Annotated in this window: 12 protein-coding genes; all 12 read right to left on the bottom strand. The window is 66.5% G+C overall.

All coding sequences use genetic code 11. The annotated features are described in order from the left end of the window. Positions 1-25: 25 nt before the first annotated feature. The 12 genes from GXH28_RS09700 to GXH28_RS09645 all read right to left on the bottom strand — a co-directional run bounded on the left by GXH28_RS09700 (position 26) and on the right by GXH28_RS09645 (position 24,085). A complete protein-coding gene (locus GXH28_RS09700) occupies positions 26-8,863 on the bottom strand; it encodes an FG-GAP-like repeat-containing protein (RefSeq protein WP_169238825.1) in 8,838 nt (2,945 codons plus the stop codon). A 40-nt stretch (positions 8,864-8,903) separates the two neighbouring features. Continuing rightward, the gene (locus GXH28_RS09695; protein WP_169238824.1) at positions 8,904-11,945 is read right to left on the bottom strand and encodes an FHA domain-containing protein; all 3,042 of its coding nucleotides are present in this window, start codon (positions 11,943-11,945) and stop codon (positions 8,904-8,906) included. A 23-nt stretch (positions 11,946-11,968) separates the two neighbouring features. After that, positions 11,969-12,826, bottom strand: coding sequence for a hypothetical protein (locus GXH28_RS09690; RefSeq protein WP_169238823.1), 858 nt, complete (start codon positions 12,824-12,826; stop codon positions 11,969-11,971). Continuing rightward, positions 12,823-13,668, bottom strand: a complete 846-nt coding sequence (locus GXH28_RS09685) for an FHA domain-containing protein (RefSeq protein WP_169238822.1) — start codon at positions 13,666-13,668, stop codon at positions 12,823-12,825. Before GXH28_RS09685 ends, GXH28_RS09690 begins: the two co-directional genes overlap by 4 nt. Next, positions 13,665-14,831 (bottom strand): DUF4159 domain-containing protein, encoded by a 1,167-nt coding sequence (locus GXH28_RS09680; protein WP_169238821.1) that lies wholly within the window; start codon positions 14,829-14,831, stop codon positions 13,665-13,667. The genes GXH28_RS09685 and GXH28_RS09680 overlap by 4 nt, the downstream gene beginning before the upstream one ends. Before the next feature lie 2 nt (positions 14,832-14,833). Beyond that, the gene (locus GXH28_RS09675) at positions 14,834-15,967 is read right to left on the bottom strand and encodes a phage tail protein (RefSeq protein WP_169238820.1); all 1,134 of its coding nucleotides are present in this window, start codon (positions 15,965-15,967) and stop codon (positions 14,834-14,836) included. Between the two features lie 14 nt (positions 15,968-15,981). Beyond that, positions 15,982-18,120, bottom strand: coding sequence for a putative baseplate assembly protein (locus tag GXH28_RS09670; RefSeq protein WP_169238819.1), 2,139 nt, complete (start codon positions 18,118-18,120; stop codon positions 15,982-15,984). A 3-nt stretch (positions 18,121-18,123) separates the two neighbouring features. After that, the gene (locus GXH28_RS09665; RefSeq protein ID WP_169238818.1) at positions 18,124-18,534 is read right to left on the bottom strand and encodes a GPW/gp25 family protein; all 411 of its coding nucleotides are present in this window, start codon (positions 18,532-18,534) and stop codon (positions 18,124-18,126) included. Between the two features lie 19 nt (positions 18,535-18,553). Further along, a complete protein-coding gene (locus GXH28_RS09660) occupies positions 18,554-18,913 on the bottom strand; it encodes a hypothetical protein (protein WP_169238817.1) in 360 nt (119 codons plus the stop codon). 21 nt (positions 18,914-18,934) lie between these two features. Next, positions 18,935-20,746, bottom strand: a complete 1,812-nt coding sequence (locus GXH28_RS09655) for a VgrG-related protein (protein WP_169238816.1) — start codon at positions 20,744-20,746, stop codon at positions 18,935-18,937. Between the two features lie 44 nt (positions 20,747-20,790). Next, positions 20,791-21,561, bottom strand: coding sequence for a CIS tube protein (locus GXH28_RS09650; protein ID WP_169238815.1), 771 nt, complete (start codon positions 21,559-21,561; stop codon positions 20,791-20,793). A 64-nt stretch (positions 21,562-21,625) separates the two neighbouring features. After that, the gene (locus GXH28_RS09645; protein WP_169238814.1) at positions 21,626-24,085 is read right to left on the bottom strand and encodes a hypothetical protein; all 2,460 of its coding nucleotides are present in this window, start codon (positions 24,083-24,085) and stop codon (positions 21,626-21,628) included. Positions 24,086-24,091 lie beyond the last annotated feature (6 nt).

The raw sequence follows: 24,091 nt of genomic DNA, 5'->3' as shown, positions 1-24,091 counted from the left end.
ACCACCTCCTGGCTGAACCACCGGCTCACGGCCCAACGGTCACACTGGACGAGGTGCTGACCACGCCGGCGCCGTTGGTCGCGTTCACGTTGACCACCTGCGTGCCGGTCACCGTCCACGTCACCGTCACCGCGCTCACTAAGCTTGGAAGAGTGAGCACGTAACCCGGATGGTTGCTGATCGTCCAGGTGAAGGTCAGCGGCAGCGTCACGTCCAGGGGCGACACGGTCGCAGTAAGCACGGCGGGCGTGCCGCTGATCACCGGCGTCGCCCAGGTTAAGGCGATGGCTGTGGGTGCGATGGGTATCACGGTGGCGGTAAAGGCAGCGCTGTTGTTGGCCGGCTGTGGATCGGGCGTGGACGCGGCGATGACGGCGAGATTGGTCAGCGTCGGCGGGGGTGAGATGGACGTGACCGGCGCGCTGAAGGTGATCACGCCGCTCGCGCCCGGCGAAAGGGCGCCGGTCGTCCAGGTGATCTGCGCGCCGGCGATCAGCGGCGAGGCAAAGACGGTCGGCGGGTGCTGTCCATGCACGATCAGGCCGCTCAGATCGAGGCCGGCAGGCAACAGGGTGGTGAGCGTCACATGGCGCGCCAGCGAGGGGCCGGCCTGGGTGTAGAGCAACGTGTAGGTGATGCGCTGGCCGGCAAAGACGCTGCTCGGCGCGTGCTGCTCCACGCGCAGGTCGGCGAGCGCTTGCACCGGCGGCGCCGTCGTGGCGCTGTTGTTGGCCGGATTCAGGTCAATGCCGTCCAGCGTCGCGGTGGCGGTCAGCGGCAGAGGATCGAGCAACGCCGGGTGAATTTGCAGGGCGACCGGCACGCTGACGACTTGGCCGGCGGACAGATTGCCCAGGGCGCACACCAACACGCCGGAGCCGGGGGTGCATCCCGGCGCAGAGGCGGCGGTGGCGCTGGGCGGCAAGGTGAGGGTAAGCTGCACGCCCGGCGCGATTGAGAAGGCGGTGTTGCTCACACGCGCGGTGAAGGTCACCCAGTCGCCGGCGATGAGCGGGCCGGCCGGCGGCAGCACGGTCGCGCTGATGTCGGCAGTGGCCAGCACAGTAGTGGTGACGGTGGCCGTTGCGCCGGCGAGGAACTCGCTGGCGCTGACCCATGCCGTATTCGTGATGACGCCGCCCGCAGCCGGATTGGCCACGCCGACGATGCTGACTACGGCTGTAGCACCGCCGCTCAGGGAATTGGGGCCGCACGAGACCAAATTCCCGCTATTCCCGCTCTGGCTACACGCCAGGCCGGTCGCATTCACCTGGCTGATGATGACTTCGCTCGGCACGGTATCGCTCAAGGTCACGTCGCTGGCGGCCGCCGTCCCCTGATTGGTGATTACGATCGTGTAGGTGATTTGCTGCACGCCGCTGATCGTCACCTTTTGGACGAGCTTGGCGATGTCGAGCGACACATTGCGCAACACGTTTGTCGTCGCCGTGTAAGCATTGTTGGTGGGGTTCACGTCTTCAGAATCGGCCGCCACCACCGCCACGTTGTGCGTGAGGCCGGCGGGGGCAGTCGGCGTAATCTGCGCCGAGATCACCACGGTGGCAGTCATGCCGGGCGCCAGCTCCCCCAACATACAGACGATGGGCGCGCTGGCGTTGCACTCGCCCTGGCTGGCGCTCGCCGGGCCGTGCGGCGGCCCAATTTCCACCCGATACACCGCCGGCGGCGCATCCAGACCGCCGCCGTCCAGCCACAAGCGATACTGGAAGTAGCGGTTGTTGGGCGCCGAGAAAGAGACGGCGGGGAGCTGGGCGGTGCTGAGCAGCGCCTGGCTGTAGAACTGCTGTGGATCGTTGCCCGGCCCGCTGAACTGCTCGCCGCTGCAGGCCGGATCGTCGCACGAGCGCACCTGGAACAGCACGCGCCCCACCCCGCGCTCGTAGCGCGCGCGAATCTCGTCCGGGCCGAGCGCGCGGCGATACACGGCCACCTCGTCCAGCCGCCCGCGGAAAGGATAGGACGTGCCATCCCACGGCGCCACGCCGACGCGCAGCGGCGTGGAACTGGGGCCGACGGGCCGGCTGCCAACCGTCAGGGTAGCAACGGTCCGGCCGTTGACGTAGCCGATCATTTGGTCGCCGGCCTTGAAGGTCACCGCCAGATGCGTCCACTGGTAGGGCCGGATGAACGGGCCGCTGTTTGCAGGGAAGCGATAGTGCCCGCCTTGGTCGTCCCAGATTTCCGGATCAATGTAGCCATTGCGAATCCCCAGCAGATAACCTCTGCCGATGGGCGTCTTGCCAACCAGCTTTTGGTCGGGTATCGTGTCCTCGGCATAGACCCACGCCTCCAGGGTCAGCTCGGACTGGGGATCCAGGGCGCTGCTGCTGGGCACTTGGAGCGCATCGTTGTTGCCGTCAAAGCGCAGCGCCGTGCGATACACGCCGGACACGTCAGGCGCGGGGCAGCCGGCGCCGGCGCAAGCAGCGTGTTGCCCGTTGCCCGATGCGTCCAAAAACAGGGTGGCCGTCGGCGGTTCATCGAGGTGCAACAGCAATACGTTGCCCGACATGTTGAGCGAGCCGGTCAGGGTGGGGTAGCCGGTTTCAAGCTGGTTGTTGTCGGGCAGCGGCTTGCCCCAGGGGCGGTCAGGCATCCAGGACAGGCGATTCCAGTTCACCACCTGGCCGGCGTCTATGATGCGCGAATCAAACAGGCCGCCGGCGCGAAAGCCGGGGGCTTGGCGCGCATAGATGCCCCCCACTTCGTCGGCGGTCAACGCTCGGCTGAAGATGGCCACTTCGTCCACCGCGCCGGTGAAGCGGTTGGTGCCGCCTCCGCGCTGGCCGACATACACCGGCGCGGTGTTGCCTGTGTCGCACGTGAGGAAGCCGCACAGGATCAGCTTCCCAGACAGATCGGGTTTGACATCTTCGAGGATCCCATCCACGTAGAGCGAGAGCGTGCCCGAAGCGCGCACAAAGGCGATGTGGTGAAACGCGCCGTCGTCAATCCGCGACGTGGAGCGCACCGAAGAGGCAAGCCACCTATCGTAACGCGCTGCCGTCACCTTCCCGTGAAAGCCGCTGGTCTGGTTGAAGAACCGAATGACGAACGGATAGCCCGCTGAACCGCTCCACTTTTCGATGATGCTGTTGTCCTGAAAGGCGGTGTCCTGTTGCCAGAACGACGCGCGCACCCAGGCCATGACGGTGAAATCCTGGTTGTTGCCGAAGTTGTAGTCGCCATGATGAGGGGCCTCGATAAAGTCGTCGGCGCCGTCCGGCGCGATGCCGCGCCCCACGTGCGCCCACACGCCGCGCTCAGGACAAGTCGCGCCGCTACACGTGGCGTGATGCCCCAGGCCGGAAGCATCCAGGAAGGTCGTGGCGGTGGCCGGCTCGTTCAGGTGCAGCAGCAACACGTTGTCGGACATGGGGAACCAGCCAGTGTTGACGCGATTGTCGGGCAGCTCGGCGGCGTTGCTGAGGGGGTTGCGCAGCGTCAGCGCGCCGGCAAAAGCGGACAACGCCAGATCGGCTGTCCAGGTGATGTTTCTGGCCGCCTGACCCAGCGAGCCGCCCCCAAAGCCGGCGGCGGTGTTGTCGTCGTCCGTCTGATCGGGCAACAACGCGGGCGGAATGATCACGCTGCTGGGCATCAGATCGGTCAGCACCACGTTGACGGCGGCTCCCGGCCCGGCGTTGCTGACGATTAAGGTATAGCTGAGGGATTGGCCGGCCTGCTGAGCGGGCAACGCGCTCTTGACCGCCGACACATCGGCGACGGGGCACTGCGCCAGCAGGATGCGCCCGCCGGCCGCCCAGGCCACCGTTTGCGCATCGCCGGAAAGTGACGTTCCGCGCACCGGTTGGCCGTTGGAAGGCGCCAGAGTCACACGTTCGGCGATCAGGTTGTATAGCCCGACTTCAGGCCCGGACTGGGCGCACACGGCTCGCTCGCCCTGCGCGCTGATCGCCGGCGCGCAGCGCGGCCCAACGCCGGCGCTGGTCGCCTGGCGCACCTGGCTGGTCGCCACGTCGTACACGAAAAGCTGGCGCAGAAGGCTGGGGTTTGATCCCGGCGCCAAGTCACGATCAGAGACAAAGGCCACGCGCGCCCCGTCGGCGCTGATGGCCGGCCAAGGCTGCACGCCTGCGCCGGCCACGCCAATGCTGATGAGTGCAGTGGAGGACAGCCAAACGCTGGCCGGCCCGACCAAGTTATCCGCCGCGCGTTGGCTGAAGGCGAGCCGGCTGCCGTCGCGACTGATGGCAGGCGCCTCGTTCACCACGCCCGTCGAGGAGCTGACCTGTTGATAGGTCAGCACCTGCGTGCCGCTGATCCAGGCGATGAAGATCTCCGGGTTGTGGTCGGGGTTTGCGCCGACCAGATCGCGGTCAGAGACAAAGGCGATCGCGCGGCCATCGGCGCTGAGGACAGGGGCGGTGTTGGCGCCGATGGTGGTGGTGGTCACCTGGGCCACGGTGATGAGCGCCGTTGTGGTGAGGGCGGCCACAAAAATCTCAAAGTTGCCGTCCGGGTTGCCGCCGGCGACCAAGTTGCGGTCGGAGGCAAAGGCCACTTTCAGCCCGTCCTCGCTGAGCGTCGGCCACAGGTTAAAGCCGCCTAGGATGCTGCCGTTAGAGCTGGTGACTTGGGTGAAGTCCAACGCGCCGGCGTCGTATACAAAGACCTCGATGTTGCCGTCGGTGTTGTTGGCCGATGTGTCGAGTGCGCCGGTGGACCAGAACGCCACACGCGGGGCGTTGGCGGCGACACTGGGCTGGCCGCTGAATCCGCCGGAGGTTACGGTGATCACGTTGCAAGCGGCCGGCGCGGCAGTCACCGAAGCCGGGGTGAATGACGGACCCATGAACGAGAAGGCCGGCGGCGCGCCGTAGGTTGGGCCGGGCGTGGTCAGCTCCGGCTTGTCCATCGGCAATTCCGGCCCTGCCTCAGGCATGGCGAGCGGGCCGGGCAGGCCGTCGTCGGATTCGGGACAGGGCGGGGCATAGTAGCTGCTGGCGCTGGCGTCGGATTCGCGCGTCCCGCCGTCCCACAGCGCGGTGACGAAATAGCCCACCCCACAGCCGGCGCCGGGCGTGGCGTCATCAAAGGACACCGCGTCGGGGCCAAGCGTGGCGAGCGGGCGCGGCGGTTGGTTGGGGTCTATGCGATAGACGCGATAACCATCGGGGCTGGCTGCGCCTTCGGGCGCGCTCCAGCGCAGGCGGGTGACGCCGGCGACGGGGTCGGTCTCGCCGATCAGCGCGCCGACGCCCTCAGGGTTGGCCGGTGTGGCGGGCGGCGCGAGCGCTGCCGAGGCCAGCGCCATCATGCTGGCCGAGGCGCGCGCCACGCGCGGCAGGTAAATCCGATAGGGCGGCACACCGCTGCCCACCGGCACCATGGACATGGTGATGGATTCGCGCGTTTGCGGGCAGGGCGTGCCGGTTACGCTCAGGCGCACCTGGTAGGTGTTGGACAGGGTGAAGGACATCTGCACCACTTGGCCGACGCGCGTTTGGCCGTTGCCAAAGTCCCAGGTGTAGGTGATCTGCCCGCTGCCCCCGCCGATGATGGCCATGAACTGGGTTGACTGGCCGGGCGCGGGGTTGTAAGGGGTCCAGGTAAAGGCGGGGTTCTGAGGCCACACGCAGGAGGTGGCGCGCACGCGGAAGGGCGGGCTGGTCGCCACGCTCGACACGCGCGGGGCGGGGCCAAACGGCCTTGCCTCCACCACGCGCACGCGGAAGCGCGCATCGTCGCTGATCGCGCCGTCTTGCCGCGCGTTCCAAATGAACGCGCCGTCTGCGCCCAGGCGATAGGTCAAGGTAAGCGGGGGCGGCGTGTAAGTGACCGGCGTGGCCGGCTGCCAGGTGCTGCCGCCGTCGAGCGAGTATTCAAACGCCGTGCTCACCACCTGGCCCCCGGTGATGTTCGAGCCGGCCACGGCGCGGTCGCCGTCGGCGTCGAACAGGCGATAGCTCACTGTGACGGTGGGGCTGCTCAGGCCGCCCAACAGGCGCGGCGTGGAGTAAAACCAAGCTGCTGCCGTGCCGCCGGGCCGGCGCAGCGAGAGATAGGGCGGCACAGCGGGCAAAGCCAGCGTGGGGGTGAACACCGCAGCGTGATGGGCCGGCTTGTTCGTCCCGTTCGCGTACACGCCGCTGCGCCCGTCGGCGTCGGCGACCACCAGGTCCAGGTCGCCGTCGCCCTCCACGTCCCCCCAGGCCAGCCCCAGGGTGCGGCTGGCCTCCACCGAAGACCACAGCCAGAACAAGCGCGGCTGGCCGGGCGTGCTGCCCAGGTTGGCGAACACCTGATCGGGCTGGCCGTCATTGGCGACGGCCAGGTCGAGCCAGCCGTCATCGTTCCAGTCGCCCCAGGCGATGCCGGTGGTGGGGCTGACGGTGGGCGAGGCCCAAATGGGCAGTCCGCCAAGCGTGCGCCCGCCACCCGGCGCAGCCACGTTCTCGAAGACGCGCACCGGCGCATTCAAGCCGGCGATGGCCAGGTCCGGCCGGCCATCGCGGTTGAAATCGGCCCAGGCCAGGCTGTCCTGAGTCGAGGTGAAGGGCGCGCTCCACGCCTGGATGAGCGTGCGCATCCGGCTGTTGCGGTACACCCGCGCCGGCGCGCCGCGACACCCGACCGCCAGGTCCATCCAGTAATCGGCGTCATAATCGGCCCAGGCTAGGCTGCTGACCGGGCAGCTCTCCAACGTGATGAACGCGGGTTGGGTGTTGAGCTGGCCGGCGGCATTGGCGTACACAAACACGCGCCCGCTGCTGCCCACCGCCAGGTCGAGCCAGCCATCGCCGTTCAGATCGCCCCACGCCACGACGTAGGGGCCGCCATCCGGCACAACGAGCGAGGTCAACACCGAGCCGGAAGCAAGATACACCTTCACGCCCACCGCCGTGGCGACGGCGGCCTCCAGCGAGCCATCGGCATTGATATCGGCGAGGGCCAAGTGATGCGGGCCGGCATCGTTGCCCCATGTCGGGCCGGCGATGAAGCCCACTCCGGCGTTGGGATAGGTCTGCGCGCCGAACTGGCCGGCGGCGGCCCCCAGCGCGACATCGGTGCGCCCGTCCTGGTTAAGATCGCCCAGTGCGACGCCGCCGGCGCGCACCGCCGAGGGGCTGGCGTCCACCAGCCGGCGCGCCTTGGCCAACCAGGGCGAGGCCACATCGAAGATCATGCTCGGTTGATTGCGATTGGCCAGGGCCAGGTTCACCGACGCGCCGGGGCGGGTTTGCACCGCGCGCAGATCCCATACCTGCCAGATCGTCCCACCGCTTGATGGCAGCGAGCCTCCCTCCAACCCCCTGGGCTGGGCGCCGTCCCACCAATACAGGCGTGGGGGCGAGTCGCCCACGGCCAAGTCTATTCGGCCATCGCCGTTGAAGTCGGCCCAATCCACCGTGAGCGGGGTCATGAAGAGCTGGGTGGGGATGATGTTGGCGGCGGACAAATCCCAGCCTTGGCCGGCCAGGTTGCGATACACGCGCGCTTCGCGTTGCAAGGGGAAGGCCGCCGCCAGGTCGAGGAAGCCGTCGCCGTCGTAATCGCCCCACGCGAAATCGTAGGCCAGGAAAGCCGTGCTGGTATCCACCGGCATGGGCGCAGCGAAGAAGCCGCCGCTATGCATCATTTCATTGACCAGCACGACGATGTCGCTGGGGAAGAGGCCCAGCGCCAGGTCGGGCCAGTTGTCGTTGTTGAAATCGCCCAGGCCGACGGCGGCAGTGGCGCGCGGGCTGACGCAGCGCGGGTCGAAGCTCAAATTGCCGAGGTTGATGTAGGCGATCACCGGGCAGGGGGCGTTGATGAAATTCGTGCTGCCCACCAGATCCGGCAATCCGTCGCGGTTGAGGTCGCCCGCGGTGATGCGCACCAATTGATAATCGCTGGGAAGCGTGGCCGAGAGCACAAAGCCGAACACATCCGGTCGGTAGTGATAAATCTCATTGACGCCGGGGGTGACGGCTGTGCCGTCCCCGCTTTTACCCACCGTCACCAGTTCAAGGGCGCCGTCCGCGTCGAGGTCGGCCCACACTACGCCGTAGGTTTGGCTGGCGTTGCTCCAGAACGGCTGCAAAGCGCCGGCGACATTGCGGTAGACCGAAGCGCCGTTGGAAGAGCCGAGCGCCAGGTCGGGCCGGCCGTCGCGGTCAAAATCACCCCAGTCCTGGTCAATCGTGCCGCCCAAGTCGGCGGAGAGCCAGGTGGCTATGCCGACCAACTGGGCATCGCCGGTGTTTTGAACGGGCAGGCGCACGGTGGTCTGCACCGCGTTGGTCGGCAAGGGGCTGATCGCATCAGCTTCGAGGAGGCCCTGGTTGGTCAGGAGTGCGCCGTCGGGCAAGCCGCCGACGCGGCCGCTGACCGTGAACTGTTGGCCCACGCCGACCGGCCAGTTGGTCACCGTCCAGTTCACGGCGGTGACGCGGCTGACGATGATGGTATCGCCGAGGGGGTCTTTGAACGATTGGGGGAGGACGGTTTGGTTGCAAGCAGGCGCGCACACGATGTCGTCCAGGGCCTGGGGCGGCAAGCCGTCGGACAGCTTGACGTTGGTGAGCGCGCTGCTGCTGCCGTTATATACGCCGATGGTGTAGGTGATGCGCTGCCCGCTGAACACCACGCCGGGGATGCCGGAATCGGTTTGTGCGGTCATGGAGACGACTAGGCCGGCCGGCGCGTAGGCGCCTGCGCGTTGAGGCGCGCGCAGCAGGGCCGGCGCTGACGCAGCGTCGGCGGCCCGCGCCCGGCTTGGCGTCATCGCCGGCGTCGCGCCGGCCGGCGCGACGCCGGCCAACAGCAACGCGGCGCAAAACGCCCCGCGCCAGAGCGCCCGCCAACCGGCCGGCATCGTTGCGATAGTCGTCATGATCGGTAACTCCCGTTACATCAAACCGGACCCCGCGCGCTCACGGCGTGCCGGAACTACACGGTTGAGTAGCCACCGAGGGTGAGCCGGCCGCCGTCTCCTGCGGCGCGCCGTAGGTGTCCACCCAGGCGGCCACCACATAGTAAGTTTGACCGCACACCGGCGCGGCGGCGTCCGTCCACGAGCGCGTGAAGGCGTTCAGCACCGGCGCGCTGCCCACGGGGTATTCCGCTGCAACCAATTGGAAGCTGGTGGACCCGATCGGCGCGCGGTAGATGCGAAAGCCGCTGATGTTGCCGACGTTGGCAAAGTCGTAGTCCCACTGAATCGTCACCGCAGCGGGCGTTTCATTGACGAGGTTCACGTTGAAGGGCGGCGGGGGCGCGGGCCGCGGCAACAGGTCAATCGTGACAAAGGCGTTTGCAGTGCCGCCGGGATTGCTGGCTTCGAGCTGGAAACGCGTCGCACGGGTCACATTGACCGGCGCGCTGGAGCCGGTGGCCGGCTGGCCGCCCAGCGGGCTGCCGTCGCGATACAACTGCACGTTCAGGCTGGCCCCTTCCACCTGCCACGACAGGCGCACGACCGAGTTATAAAGCACCTGATAGGCGTCTGGGCCGGTGGGCAACAGGACGTTGCCGCTGCCGTCCTCCACGCGCAGGAAGACGATGCGCGGCGGCGGGAAGGGTGTGGGCGTCGGCGGCGGCGTGGGCGTCGGCTCGAGCACGCGCACATCCACGGTGCGGCTGGTCTTCAAGTCGCCGTTGAAAGCAGTCAGCACGAACAAGGTGTTGCGATCCACGCTCAAGGTGATATTGCCCTGCTCCGGCAGGTTGTCAATCGGGGCGCCCAGCGATGGGCCGCTCAACTGTATGTTGGTAGTGGGGGTGAGCACCGACCACACCAACGACACTGCGGCCGCCTGGGCGCCGCCGCGCACTACTTCGTTGGGCGAAGCGGTGAAGAACACGATCGTCGGCGGTTGCGGCGGCGGCGGGGCGGGGTTGACGCGCACCTCCCACTGGCGCGAGACGCGCGCATCGCCGATGCCGGCCGACAGCACATAGATCGTCGTCTGCTGCGGCGACTGGTTGATGCTGCCCTGCGGCGGGAAGGTGTTCGCGCCCAGAATGCCGGAGATCTGCACCTCGTTCACCCCCAGCACCTGCCAGTCAATGCGCACCTCTTGACCCTGGGTGATGACCTTGGGATTGACATCGAAGATGATGATGGCCGGCGTGGGCATCGGCGTGGGCGTGGGTTGCTTGACGCGCACGGTCACGCTGCGCGGTATGCTGGCGTGGCGGTTCGAGGCCTGCAACCCAAACGTGGTGTCTGCCTCCAGCCGCACCACGCGCTGGCCCACGTGCTGCGACGACGGAATGGCATCTGGGGCGCCGTTGGTGGTGAGCACCAGGTTATCGGCCCCCACCACGTCCCAATACACGATCACGCTTTCGCCCACCACCACCTCTTTGCGATCTACATCGAACTGGTTGATGACCGGGATGAGCGGGTTGACGACCACCTCGGTCACCGCCGGCTGAACGGCCAGCGGCGGCAAAAGCCGGCTGAGCAAGTTCTCGGCGTAGAGGCGGTATTGCGTGGTGTCCTTCGGGCTGACCTCCAGGCTGCCCTGCGATTGCAACGGCACGCCCGGATTCGGCTCCAGCCGCACCTCGGCGAACGGCGAGGCCTGCCAGCTTAAGCGGGTGGTCTCGCCTTCGTTGATGGCTGCCCGGCTGACCGTGAATATGCCGATCCAGGGCCGGAAGATCACCACCACCAGCAAGCCGAGCAGCAACAGCAGCAGCAAAATCAGCCACGGGCCGATCAGCGGCGCGTTGTAAAGCTGGCCCAGCACCGAGCGCGCGGCCTGCTGGCCGTCGAGCGGCTGGGCGGTGATCGTGAGCGCGTACATGGTCTTGCGCAGGCCGATGAACATGCGGCGGTTGGGCGTGATGCGCACCGGCAGGGGCAGGACTTCTTCGGGCTGCACGCGCACATCGGCCTGGCGGGCCAGGCTGGCCAACTCGCCGGGCGGTTGAAACTCAAAGCTGCACCCGCGCTGGTCATCTTCGCCGCTGACGCGGAAGGCGGCCTCGCTGTTGCCGCGATTGGCAATGGCGATGCTGGCCACGCCGGTGCGTTTGCGCCAGCCCACCGTCTGTTGGCGCGGCGACAGATCGCTGATGGCAAAGTCGTAGAACGGGTTGAGGGTGAGCGTGGCGCCGAGTTGATGCACGTGGCCGGGGTAATCGGGCGAAGTGATCAGGATGGCGAAGTGATGGTTGCCGGCCCGGCTGGACGACAGGCGCGGCGGCGAGATCGTCACCGTTACGCTGGCCCGCTCGCCTTCGTTCAAGTTGATCGTGGGCGGCGAGATATCCACCCAGCGTTCGTCCAGGCCGGCCACCGAGACCACCATCGTCGCCACCAGCGGCCCACCGTTGATGAGGGTCAACGTCCAGGTGGCCGATTGGCCGGCGTCAATGGTGAAGGCGCGCTCGGCCAGTTGGGCCAGGATCACATCGTCGGGAATATCGGGCGGCAGGGCGCCCAGATTCACTTTTTCGGCCCGTTCAGTGGTTCCCCAACCGGTCGTCGGGGCGGACGGGGATGGAGCCGGCGCGCCTCCGGCGCCTGTCGGCGTGGATACCTCGGCAATTCGTGGCACAGGCACGCTCGCTGCAGTGCGCGCGGCGCTGCCTTCCGGGACCACAGCCACCGTCACCGCCGGCCGCGGTGGTCGGCCGGCGACGCCTGAGGTATCGCGCTCCACCAACACCAGCGACATCCCGTCCAGTTGCAAAGTCTCCCAACCTTTGAGCGGAACGGGCGTATTGGGCGGCACGCGCACATCTCCGACGCGGACATCCCCTTCCTCGCTCAGCACCACTAAGTGGTACGGCTTCTGACGATGGTCGAGCACGGCTTGGAAAGGCGCGATGCTGGGGCTGTCCACGACCACATCGTTCTCCGGATGGCGGCCGATGTTGGTCACGCCCCGCTGCGGGTCCAGGTCGTAGAACCTCACCTGGCCGTCGGGCATCACGATTTCCAATTGATCGGTTTCAGACATCGTCGTTCACATCACATATCTGCTCATAGGCCACGGGCGCTTATGGCGAGAAGCAATGCGATCAACCCCGCAGCGATCAAAAAGATCGCTGCGAACGGCGTGAAGAAGCGCAAACCGGTTTGATCCTCGAAGCGCACACCCGCTTGAACATGCTGGGTTGGCGCGTCGGATACAGCGAGCGGCCGCGAATGCACTACAAACGAGATGGTTTGAGCGCGGTCGCGTTTGACCCGCTGCACGACGAGCGATAGCGTGAGTTGTTGTCCAGGCGCCACCACAGGGGTATGGGCTGCGTTGGGTGGCGCGCCAGGGATGGATGCTGCTGTCGGCAGCGTGACATCGCCATCGTCTGCCTCATGCCCGGAGGTGCGCTGGTTGGCAACGTTGGCGATGGAGTCCGCCACACGGCGATAGCGCGCCGTGGTGCGCTCCATCCGTGCGGCCGCCGCTTGTCCACGCCGAACTTGCGCCTCCGCACGGCGCAAATGCGCATCCACGCCGGGCACCAGCCCAGCCAAAAGATCAGCAACTGCATGCGCCTTCTCCACCAGTGCGGTTGGCTGCGCTGGGATGGCGGGCGCTGCGCCGGGCTTCGAGAGGGAAGCCGCGCGGGATCGGTCCTGCTCAACGAAGGTCGAGGTGGCAAGCACTTGCCCATCTAGTCGGAATTCAAAGCTAACGTTCGGCGCAGCATCGGTCTGGCCAACCAGCTCGGTCCACACCTCGTAGCGGGTAGGGGCGTTGCCTTCGTTGGTGAGTCGGGCAAAAAAGACGCGCTGCATGTGACGTGCCTGAACACGCGCCATTGCCAAAGCCGCAACGCTAGCCGCTGCGACAATGCCCAGCACAGCCCCGCTGACCAGCCACTGCAACATGTTCATGCGCGCACGATGTTGAGGTCCTCGACCAGAATCAAGGAATGACGATAGAAGGGCAACACCTGAATAGTGTGCGTAACCGTTGCGCTTTGGCCAGGATACGCCTCCGGCGCGGTTGCGCGAACTGACCACGTCAATGGCCCAGCCGGGGGATGGGGTTTGCAGGTGTGAACAATGCGCAAGGCGACTTCCTTCTCGGCGCCAGGGAAGAGGATCGGCCCCGGTCCAATCTCGAACATCTCCGGCTCAAGGCCGATGACCTCCAGCCGAAATTGCACGCCTGCCTGCTGGCCTTGGTTGCGCACCACCAGGACGCCCTGCAAGGGACGATGAGGGGAAAGGGCGGCCTCGCTCAACTGCAAGCGCAGGCCGATGTCGCGTCCCGTGGATGGCAGCGGCGCCGGTCCCAGGGCAGGATATATCGCTGCGTCGCGCGCAGGGCTTGTGACGGCCCCTTCCTGTCCGGTCAACGGGGACCCAGCATCCGGCGGCTGAACCGGTGGCATGAATAAGCGCAAGCGGAAGTCGCCGATCTGGATCAGCGCGCCATCGCGAAGTTCGGCCGTGGCAAGGGGGGCAATCGGCGCCTCTGCGCTGTTTGGGTCAGGTGCCACTACGATTTCTTTGTCGCCGATGTTAACCACGCGGTAGGCCGCGCCCACGCTGATGATCTGAACATGGCGCGATGACACACCCATCCCCCGCCACGTCTCCAGCACGATGTCGTTGCGCGCCTCGGAACCGACGTGCGTGATGGCTTTCTGGATCACAAACGTCTTGTGCCAGCCATCTCGATCTTGGATTTCGATCCTTGCGCCTTGCACAATGCGCTCTTGTTCGTTCATCTCCGGCGGCGCAGGGCATAGGCCAGCACGTTAGCGCCCAACTCATGCGCCGCGCGGATCTCCTCGCGGGTGGCCGGCCGGCCCGCGCGCCAACCTTGCCACAGGCTGCCGTAGTCCGACCGGCTGACGATCAGCCCGTCATGTATCCACAACTGGCCTGGCTCATCGGCATCGTAACCGGACGGCGGCGCGCCAAAGAGCCAGGGGGTGCTGAGCAGCGGATGGCCCGGTGTCACCTCGACTGGCTGCATGCCAAATGATCCGAGCACCTCTCTGATCGCTGCATCAGCCGCAGCGCCATCTCCAGCCCGGTGACACCCTTCCCAGAGCACAGTGCCCCCTGCCTGCAAATAGGCATACAGGGCTTTCATCGCTTCAGGCGACATTTGAAAACCACCCAACCCAACCACGTACACCAGGACGTAGCGATCGAGTGGGCCGGTTAGCGGCACATCGTCATCCACCCAAAAATCGGTGGCGCCGCCACGGCTGGCCGCGCGAGCCATGGCATCTATGCCGGCCAAATAGCCGGCGCGCGCCTGCTCTTTAAGCGCCGGTTCGCCCACGTAGCACACGGCAACCCCAGCCACATCGCGCGCGATGCCCCCTACCCTGCGCCGCGCGCGTTGGTCGATCTCGTTTAGGCCCGGGTGCGCCGGATCGGCAGCATTGCGCACCGGCGACTGCCGTCCTTGGCGCCGCACCCGCGCCAGCTCGATATGCAGTGCATCCGGCACTACAGGGCAAGCCTCAACCTGATAGCCGATCTGGACATATAGGCGTGTGCTGTCGCCGTTCGGGGCCGGCGTGGGATCACTTTCGGCATAGGTCAGCAGGAGATGCAAGTCGCCCTGCGCCTGTCCCAGGTCATAAGCCACCGGCTGCGATAGCACGATGAGTTCGCCGTTGGCGTCAATGGCGGCGCCGGGCCGGATATAGACGGTGCTATCGGGCGGATCGCTGGCGACCACGTCGAGGCCGGCCAGGATGCCGCAGCCATGCCCCAGCAGGTGATGGGCGCGTTGATTCAGGCGATGGAAATCATGCGCCTCTTCCCACACCTCTGCTGTGACGGCCAGGCCGTTCACCGGTTTCAGCCGGCGGGCGGGAATCTGTTTGAGGGCAGCCAGCCCTGCGGCGGATGCAAGTAGATCAGTGTCCATGCTTAGGCTTCATCCTCCACAGCGATTTGCAAGTCGCAGCGTGTATGCGCCGGCTTTTCCATCTCGATAATTTCCTCAATCACCTGCCGCCGGCGCGCTTCTTCGCGCTCAACCTCGTCAGGCGTTAGATCAGGCCGGGTACGCATGAGCGGGGGCAAGCGCACCCGCACCGAGAACGTATGCGCAATGTTGCGCGTGCCCAGCGCCACGCCTGGCCCCAAATAAGCAGTTGGCCCCATCACAAAGTTGCTCGCCCGATGCTCAACGATTTGAATCGCGTCGCTGTTTGGGTCCAAGCCGGTGTAGAGTGCCAACATGTCACGCAGGCCTTGCGGTGTACCGCGCCGGCGATAGAGCGACACCAGCGCCTGCACCAGCCGACGTTGGCGATCCTCAGGCCAGCGTTCGTCCATCACCCAATCCGCCCACGCAGCCAGCCAGGGCAACAACCTGGCCGGGGTCATGCGTGGGTCGAAGTAATAGTGGAGATGGGTGATTTGCTGCTCGATGGGCGCCCAGAAACTTTCAAATAACATCAACAGCCGGCTCATCAACTCGTCCGATTCGTAGATGCCGGGGAGATGCTTCAAATAGCGCGCGTTGGGAGACACCTCCAGCGCCAGCGCCTGTGAGCGCGTGAGAGACGCGCCATTGATGTGCGCTTGCGCCTCGGCCACGCACTCCAGCATGAAGACCGGCATGGGCATGGCGCTTCCATTCATCGCCCGTCCATCTGATGCGCGCGCCGCAACGCGCGCCACGTCATGATCGACCACCGCCGTGATCTCGAATTCGAGTCGCGCTTTGCCAGGCGCGCCGACCTCCCACACCAGCATCTGGCCGGGCGAGGCATCATCGCCGAAGAACGTGCTTGTCGGCGTAGACAAGCCGGCTGGGGCGTGGAAACGCTCTACGCGCAGGCCCGGCGGCGTCGTCAGGCGCACCACCGCATCGGTTGCTGCATCGTCCAGCACATCGAGCCGCAGGAAGAGCGTCACCGGCTCGCCGGGGTAACGCCGTAGCGCATCGGCCGTGAGCGAAGGCTGCAGCGGTTGGCCATCGAGATCGCGCCGGCTATCGGTGCGCGCGCGCCGCACGACCTGGAGAAGCTGGGGAGAGGGGACAGGTTCGGCCATGCTTTGTCTCCGCGCTACAACGCCACCACCACCACATCATGCTCCAGCGAGCACAGCACGCCATCGGGCGGAGTTTCGATCACTCGCCGATCATCCAGCGTCACGTCATCCGCCGGCGCACGAGCATCTTCGGCGCTGGGCGTGAGCAGCCGGCTGCCCAGCTTGATGTCGCGCACATGCTTAACGCCGGGAGTTTGCTGCACCAGACTGTAAATATCGGATACGTAGAGATGTCGTCCGAACGGCCAGCCCTGCAACGGCGCGCGCGCAGGGGTCGTGGGCTGGCCATCACCATCCGCCGCTGGTGAGGCTCCATCCGCCCCGTTGGGCGGCCAACGGATCGTCAACGGGGTGATGAAGCGGCGCAGCGCCTCGGCCACGCGCTGCTGCACCGCTTCGGGCCGGCTATGTGCGTTCACCACGATCTCGGCGCGCACTTTCACGCCCAGATACGTCGGCTCGCGCAGGCGCAGCGTGGTCGTAAGCAAGCGTCGCTCATCCAAAAACGCTTCGATGGTTCTGCGCAACGCTGGGTCAAGCTGGAGGCGAGACAGATCGCCGGCTTGAACTGCATCTAGCGCAGCGGGGATGACCAGCAATTCGACCACGCCGGGGGGCAGTGGTCGGCCGTCCGCCGGCGCGCCCGTGTTGCACTTCACCCGCCCCACCTGCCGGCTGGCGGCCAGCGCCAGATGCTCGTAGTCCTCCGCAGTCACGGCGCGTTGCTGGGCGCGCAATTCGCGGCGCGCGCGCATACGGGCCTCGTCCAGCGTTTCCTGGTCGCGCCCGCCGCTGGCCCGCACCATGTTGGTCACCCGGTCAATGTAGGGAATGGGGGATTTGAGCACTTGCAACTTGTCGGGGGGCAGGTTGCCGGCCACGCCGCCGCCATAGCGATATTGGCTCATGCGAATCACGCGGCCGGCTTCGGGCACGCGGCCATACTGGCGCATACTGCCATCGGGCTGGCGCAGGCACGGGCCAAAATGCACTTCGCCGGTGGCGGTGTCGAGGGTGACGTGGCGATCATGCCGGCCCGATTCGGAAAAGTCGGCTACCGTCTGCCAGGGCACGAAGACCAGTTCGCCGTCAATCATCTCTTCGACCTCCACGCGCTCGTCGTCGCGCAGGGCCAACACCGGCGCGTGGCGCAGCTTGAACGACTGGCCGGCTTCGCCGTTGCTGATGCCCAGCGTCTCGTGGCGCACCGCCACCGCGTGCGTGGCGCGCGTGGTGGCGCCCAGCGCGAACGCCTGCACGCTGGTGATGCGCGGCGACTCGCGATACATGCCCTGTTCGGGCCGGCGCTGTTCCACCCGGCAGCGCAGCCAGTAGCCGCGCCGGCCGTGCACGTCATCGGGCTGTAAGTCGAGCGGCAGATAGAGCACCAGGCTGCCCTGCGCGTTGTTCAAACCGCCGGTGGTGTCGCGCTCGCCCAGGCGCGTGCTGAGCGGCAGTTCTTCCCACACGCCGTTGCCGCGCGACACTTCCCACACCCAGGGCGGGTCCTCGCGGCGGATGCCGGCGGCTTGGGTCTCCTCGCAGGTGAACACCAGTTGCAGGATGTAGCCGCTCAGGTCAACCTGGTCATCGAAGCCCAGGTAGAACGTGTCGCCGGGCTGAGGGCGTGGCCGGCCGAAAGCATAGAACGGCTCCACGCCCAGGCGCGGCAGGAAGTTCTTGTTGAAGTCGTCGCCGGCGGCGCTGTCGGCGGCTTCGCGGCGCAGTTGCGTCAGGCGGGGCGGCGCAATCAGCAAGCGCGCATCGGTGGTGAAGATGATCTCCGGCTCGTCCTCGGTTTGGCGGGTGGCCACTTCGGTGCCGGCCGGCACTAATACGCTGGTCTCGTCTCCGGGCGCGATGGGTAATGGGACGGACGTGCGAAAGGTGAGTTCCACGCGCGCACTGGCGGCCGGCTGCAAGCGCACCCCCAGAAAATCCAGAAAGCGAATGTAGTTCTTGTCCGGCACCTGGTTCAGCCGATAGACGATCAGCTCAGTCATCCAGGCGAACAGCTCGATGAGGGTGATGCCGGGGTCGCTCAGGTTGTAGTCGGTCCAGTCGGGGCAATAGCGGATGATGCGCCGGCGGGCCTCATCCACCAGGTCCTTCTGGAATCGCAGATCGTCGAGAATGGGTTCAGGCAGCGGCATGGCTCAGGTTTCGTCGGAGATGTAGAACGGATAGACGATGCTGCGCGGGTCGTGGGTGGCTTTGATCTCGTAGTCAATCTCGACCAGCATGCCGCCGTCGCGCTGTGGGTCGCGGTAAGCGACCACCGAGCGCACCTCGATGCGCGGCTCCCACATCTCCAGCGCCTCGCGCACGTACTCGACCATCAGGCTTTGGGTGACGGCTTCGTTGGGGCTGAAGAGCAGCTCCCAGGCCCGACACCCAAAGGTGGGGCGCATCACGCGCTCACCCGGCACGGTGCCGAGGATGATACGGATGGCCTGTTCAATGTCGGCCGGGCCGGAGGCCAGCGCCAGCTCGCCGCGCGCGTTGAACTGCAACGGGAACGCCAGCCCCTGGCCGATGAATTCGCGGTCACGGACGGTGGGATCCATTCGTTCATCCTCCTTCAAGTCACATCGCGCGCACGCGCGTCTGCCCCGGCGAGGCGACGATCAACGGCGGACCGGTGGGCACCGGCCCGCTGGCGATCGCCGGGCCGGTCATGCTGGACTGGCACAGCAGCGGCTGGCCCATGGACCTGACGCGCGTGGTCAGGGTGGGCGGCAGAAAGGTGGCCGAGACGCACGGGTTCGGCACCGGCCCGCCCGGCGTGGCCACTTGAAACGGGCAGCCGGCCACCAGATACGGCACCGACGACATCGGCACGGGTTGCCCCATCACCTTCACGCGCGGGTTGGGCGCGCTCGGCGAGGCCTTTCCGCCGTGCCCACATGTCACCTGCGAGGCCATCGTCAGCAAAAATCCCGGCATCAGTATCGCTCCTGTGTTGCTTTACATGACTTCCAGCGCGCCGTTGTTGACGTTCACCGTCGGGCCGGCCATGGCAATTTGCGCGCCGCCGCCGTTCTTGACGTTGACCGCAGCCGTGCCTTCCAACTGCATTTGCGCATTCGCTTTCATCTGGATCGTGGCGTTGGCCGTCACCTTGAAGTTGAGACAGCTCACCTCCACATCCTGCGAGGCGCTCTTGATTTCAACCTTGCCTTTGGCGTCTATCACGCAGGTGCCGTTCACGGTCAACTTGATCGCGCCGGGCGGCGCGGCGTCAATCACGATGGAGTTGGCCTGCGTCTTGTCCACCAGGGTGATCTTCTCGGCGTTGGGGGTATCGTCGAAGATGAGCTGGCTGCCGGACGCGGTCTTGAAGATGCGTTGGCTGACTTTGCCGCCCATCACCACCGCCGAGCTGGGCTTGGGCGGTCGGTCCACGTTATTCCACAGCGCCCCAAGCACGTAGGGATAGTTGACATCGCCGTGCTCAAAGGCCACCAGCACTTCATCGTTGACTTCGGGGATGGCGTAGAAGCCGCGCATGGCGCCGGCCATCGGCGCTGCCACGCGACACCAGTGGCTCTCAATCGGCGGCATCGGCCCCAGATGCGGCAGCCGAACCTTGACCCGGCCCAGGCCGAGCGGGTCGTTGTTGTTGGTGACCACCCCGATCACCACTCCGTTCACGCGGTCGTTGGCAGCGGATGGGCTATTGAGCAAAGCCAGCAACGCGCCTGGCTCGCGTCCCTCCACGTGAAAAGTGGTGGTGTAACCGTTGTCGTCGTACACATGCGTGGCCGAAGTGATGAGATATGGCCCGCTGAACTTGGCGCCCACGCCGGCGATGACGGCGGTCACGCCGGGCTTCACGGCCGGATTGCCCAGGCACACGCCATCAGCCTGCACCAGCGCATCCTGAATCTTGCCGGCCACGCCGGTCGCCCGAGCAGTCGCCTCGGCAGGATTTGCCATCGGCTCGTCCACCACCACGGCTTGGGCCGATGGCTTGAAGGCCGCGCGAGCCGCCGTTTTGTCCACCAGCATGGCCGCGCCGCCGGAAGCGTTCGGCGGCACGCCGAACAGGCCGGTGATGTTCGTCTTGGTCTTGGGGTCCCACCCTTGCACGGCCACCCGGTTGACCTGTTCGGCCGAGCTGAGGCGCGGCGAGAAGCTGGATAAATCCTCCTTCCATTTCAGTGTGACGGTGCCGCGCGGCGCGCCGCCGGGTTTGACTATGAGCACGCCCAGTTCGTTGACGAACACATCGCAGCCCAGCCGACCGGCCCGCTCGCGGATGAACTCCATGTCGGTCTGATTGTGGCGCAGGACGTACTCGTGAACGATGGACGCGGGAAGCGTCACCTGCGCCGTCAGGCCGGCTTCGCTTGCTACCGTCTGGATGATGGCGCTGTCGGTCATCATCTGATACGCTGCCGTCTTGCGTCCGCGATGCAGGCGGTGCGAGCGGTCGTAACCGCGCACCACCAACAACGCCGACCCATCACTCTGGAACTGCGCCTCGACGGCGGTGATCTCGCCGGTAATCAGCGTTTGGGGAACGGACGGCATGGGCGGCAGGTTGTCGGCCGGCTGGCGCGAGGCAGCGATGCTCACCGGCGCGCCGACGGTGAACATCGGCGCGTCAATCCACTTGAACATCCCCAGCGGCGCCTCCGTCTCGGCGATGTGAATCTCGAACATGGACGGCATGTGCAGGCTGGTGTCCACCACCACCCGCACCACGTCGTAGATCAGCGGCGCGGTCAGCGGTGTGCCGTTGATCGTGATGGTGAAGCGGTCGAATCCAAGCATGGCGCTTTCCTTGCCGGCCAACGTTTGCCCGGCGGGCTTGCCGTTTACAGCCCTGGCGGCGGCAGTGGGGTCAGTTTCAACACTTGCCCCGGCTTCAGATTGCGCGGGTCGAGCAGGCCATTGGCCTCGGCGATGTGCCGCCAATGCGAGGGATCGCCGTAGGCCTGATAGGCGATCCAATCAAGCGTTTGCCCTTCGGTCACGACCCACATCTGACGCGCTTCGGAGCGTGAGGTGGGGTTCTGGAACGGCAACATGCTGGAGACCGCCACCAGCTCGATCTCGGCCTCGGCGCGCACCGGCGTGCCGTCCGGCAAGAACAGGCTGAACGTCAGGTCCACCGAGGGGATGTAGCCGGTGAACGACATCGTCAGCGAAGCCGAAAACATGCCCCAGATGAACTTCACCAGCGATGGGCGTTCCTCGCCGGAGGCTTTGGTCGTGGGGTTGATGACAGTTAGCGCCACCAACAGATCGGTGTAGTGGCGCACGTCCATGTGCCCAACCTCGGAGGTATCGAAGAACAGGCTCATCTTCAGGCGGGGCGCTTCACCATGTTTGAAGTAGGACTTGGGCACATTGCGCTTGGCCAGGGTGGGCGCGTTGTTGCCCGCTTCCTCGGTGCTGTCGCTCCAACGCGTGCCTTTGCTGAAGCGTATTTCGCTGGGGTTGAATTGGCACGGAATGGTAATGAAGGGAGGATCGACGCTGACGATCATGGCCTTGACCGGCACATAGCCGGCTTGCATCAAGTTCTTCATGCGCTCGCTGTTGGTATTCACGTTCAGCGCGCGTTCGGCAGAACTGGTTCTCATGATGAACTCCTTTTGTTGTCTCGTTTGCACCCGGTGTGTTGTCACACTGCGCAGGCTGGATACGTCAAAAACCGCGCATGCGTTCCCTCTCCACCGCTAACATGCGCTTGAGAATGGGATACACCTGGCGCGCCAGCGACCACAAATCGGGCGGGCGCGCTACGACGACGGGCTGGGCGCGGGTCGGCCGGGGCTGCGGCGAACCAACGGCTACCTCACTGGCTGCAGTTGCGCGTTGTATGCGCGGCGCAGCAGCAGGCCGTGCTAGCGGTAGCCGCGCTGTCGTAACTGCCGACGCTTTGGACGAAGCAGGCGCTTTGGCCTGCGACTTGCCATGCACCGATACCGCCGATGGCGCCGGCGAGGCCGAGCGCATCGCTGCCGTGAGGGGCAGGGCCGTGCGCCGCGCCACGCGCAATGCGCCGACCGCTGCCGCGAGGGGCAGCGGGTGATCTGCGACCGGAGCGCGGTCCCCCTCCGTTCTCAACATAACCAACGGCATTTGCAGACTCCCCTTTGCAGGTGGCGATTCGACCGCAGCAAAACGCGCGAGCGTATGCCGCGCCTGAGATGAAAGGCTTGGGCGGTTCCCCTCGGCCGCTGCTTCGCCCGCGGCAACGTCTGGCGCGCGCTGCTGGCGCAGGGCAAGGCGTTGTAGCGGTGACCTAGGCATCGGCGCGCTGCTCTGAGGTGGCGTGACCTGCTCCGCCCCGATCACGCGGAACGCCGCTTCGGCAAGAGCAGCTTGTCGTGACGCTTGGCCCGTTGCCTTCGCGGCGGTCGGCGTCGCTGACGCATCCGCCGTTCGGTCCGCTACCGCGACGCGGAAAGCGACGGGCGCACGCCGCATCGAAATATTGGCTTGGGGCAACGCGGCTGCACGACGTGCCACCCGCCCGGGCCCAATCACCGGCCGCGCCGGCTTCGCTGAACGCATGACGTTGAGCGGCAGGCGAGCGCTGGTCGTCGCGCGCGACGTGATGTGCTCGGCCAGCATGGCCAGCACGCGCGCCGGCGCATCGGTGGCGTTGGGAGCGTCCTGGTCGCGCGTCGGCGCGTCCATGGCGGGCTCTGTCTTTGCGGGCTTGCCCTGAACCGCGGGGGCGCTCATTCGCGGCGAGGGGACCGCAGCGTGAGGGACGACGGTGAACGGAACAGGCTCGACCTGCGGCGGGTCAGGCGCTCGGCGCACGGATGCCGGCTCCGCTTGGGAATTGGACGATGGTTGAACGCGGCGCGGCGGCGCCTCTGCATCTTCATTTCCCCGCGCTGGGACATCGGTTGTAGGTGAGTGGGTAGGGGCGGGATGCGTGGCTTGCGACTCGGGTGTAAGGCGCTCGGCCGCCACCGGGCGCAGGCGTTGTGGATCTGTCGCGCGTTGAAGCAAGGAGGGGGGAGATGACGGCGCGACGTAGCGAGGCGGCGTTTCAGGGGGAGCGGCCAATGGGGGAAGCGCAGCCGCGGCCGGTAGATCAGGGGGTGGGGTAGCGGCAACGTTGGGCGGATCGTCAAGCGTGGGGCTGGTGCGCCCCGTCGGTGATGGGCGCTGGTCTGGCGCAGCAGGGCGCGCGGCTTGGCGCTGTAACTGCGCGGCGCGCGCCTGGCGCAGGCGCTGTAAAACTCGACGCGGCGTCACCTCTTCTCCTCCCTCTGGGCCGGAGTCCATCGGGGGATGGGGCAGCGGAGATGTCTGTGTCGGTCGCTGGAGCGCCGCGGCGGGACGGGCCGGGGCATCGGCAGCACGCTGCATCGGCGGCGCATCGGCAGGATCGGTTGGGATGGCAGCGCGCTGTGCTCGGCGCTCAGGTGAGACCGCGGACGGCGCTTCTGAAGATATCTCCGTCGCCGCAGGGCGAGTGGTGCCGGCAGCGCGCTGTTCGTTCTGCGCCGCCAACGCCAGGGGATCAATCTCCTCCACCCGCGAATAGCGTCGAATGCGCTGTGGGGAGGGGGCGGGCGCGGCCAACGATGAGGGAGAGGGCGAGGCCCCAGCCCCAGGCATGGGCCGAGAAGACACTGACGGTGCGGCGGGGAGCGACGACGAAGAAGATCGGCGGAAGCCGAACGGGGGCAAATCGGCGGTGGGGCGCGCCGGCAAGTCATCATCGCGCTGCCGCCCAATGGCATACAAGGCCGGCGGCGGCCACATGGTGGATGGCGCGCCTGCAGTCGGCGATGCTTCTGCCGACGGCCCCCCCGCTAAGGGCATGTCGAGCGCCGGCCACTCCTCGCCTCCCTCGCGCGCCAAGCTGCGGCGCACCAGCGTGGGTGTGGTGCGCTCGCTCACGCTGGCGACGAAGCGATCCACCATGGCGGGGGAGAGTGCGCTCGCGCGGCACAACCAGGTTGGCACCGTTTCCGCCCGGCGCTGGGCCCGCGCCGCCGTGCGCAGCAAGGACCGGCGATGCCGTAGCGCCATGAACGACGCCGCGCCGCGCGCACGAACGACGATCTGCCGACGCACCCACGCCTCGGTTCGGGCCAAGGGCCGCAAGGTCAACACAGCGGCTGAGTGTTCGTTCATGGCATC

Source organism: Candidatus Roseilinea sp. NK_OTU-006, from assembly GCF_012931985.1.
Taxonomy (GTDB): Bacteria; Chloroflexota; Anaerolineae; order J036; family Brachytrichaceae; genus JAAFGM01.
This window is presented reverse-complemented; position numbering and strand designations above follow the sequence as displayed.

Excerpts from the sequence above, each read along its gene's own strand:
- GXH28_RS09700 (WP_169238825.1), bottom strand. The coding sequence starts at position 8,863 with ATGACGACTATCGCAACGATGCCGGCCGGTTGGCGGGCGCTCTGGCGC.
- GXH28_RS09695 (WP_169238824.1), bottom strand. The coding sequence starts at position 11,945 with ATGTCTGAAACCGATCAATTGGAAATCGTGATGCCCGACGGCCAGGTG.
- GXH28_RS09690 (WP_169238823.1), bottom strand. The coding sequence starts at position 12,826 with ATGAACATGTTGCAGTGGCTGGTCAGCGGGGCTGTGCTGGGCATTGTC.
- GXH28_RS09685 (WP_169238822.1), bottom strand. The coding sequence starts at position 13,668 with ATGAACGAACAAGAGCGCATTGTGCAAGGCGCAAGGATCGAAATCCAA.
- GXH28_RS09680 (WP_169238821.1), bottom strand. The coding sequence starts at position 14,831 with ATGGACACTGATCTACTTGCATCCGCCGCAGGGCTGGCTGCCCTCAAA.
- GXH28_RS09675 (WP_169238820.1), bottom strand. The coding sequence starts at position 15,967 with ATGGCCGAACCTGTCCCCTCTCCCCAGCTTCTCCAGGTCGTGCGGCGC.
- GXH28_RS09670 (WP_169238819.1), bottom strand. The coding sequence starts at position 18,120 with ATGCCGCTGCCTGAACCCATTCTCGACGATCTGCGATTCCAGAAGGAC.
- GXH28_RS09665 (WP_169238818.1), bottom strand. The coding sequence starts at position 18,534 with ATGGATCCCACCGTCCGTGACCGCGAATTCATCGGCCAGGGGCTGGCG.
- GXH28_RS09660 (WP_169238817.1), bottom strand. The coding sequence starts at position 18,913 with ATGCCGGGATTTTTGCTGACGATGGCCTCGCAGGTGACATGTGGGCAC.
- GXH28_RS09655 (WP_169238816.1), bottom strand. The coding sequence starts at position 20,746 with ATGCTTGGATTCGACCGCTTCACCATCACGATCAACGGCACACCGCTG.
- GXH28_RS09650 (WP_169238815.1), bottom strand. The coding sequence starts at position 21,561 with ATGAGAACCAGTTCTGCCGAACGCGCGCTGAACGTGAATACCAACAGC.
- GXH28_RS09645 (WP_169238814.1), bottom strand. The coding sequence starts at position 24,085 with ATGAACGAACACTCAGCCGCTGTGTTGACCTTGCGGCCCTTGGCCCGA.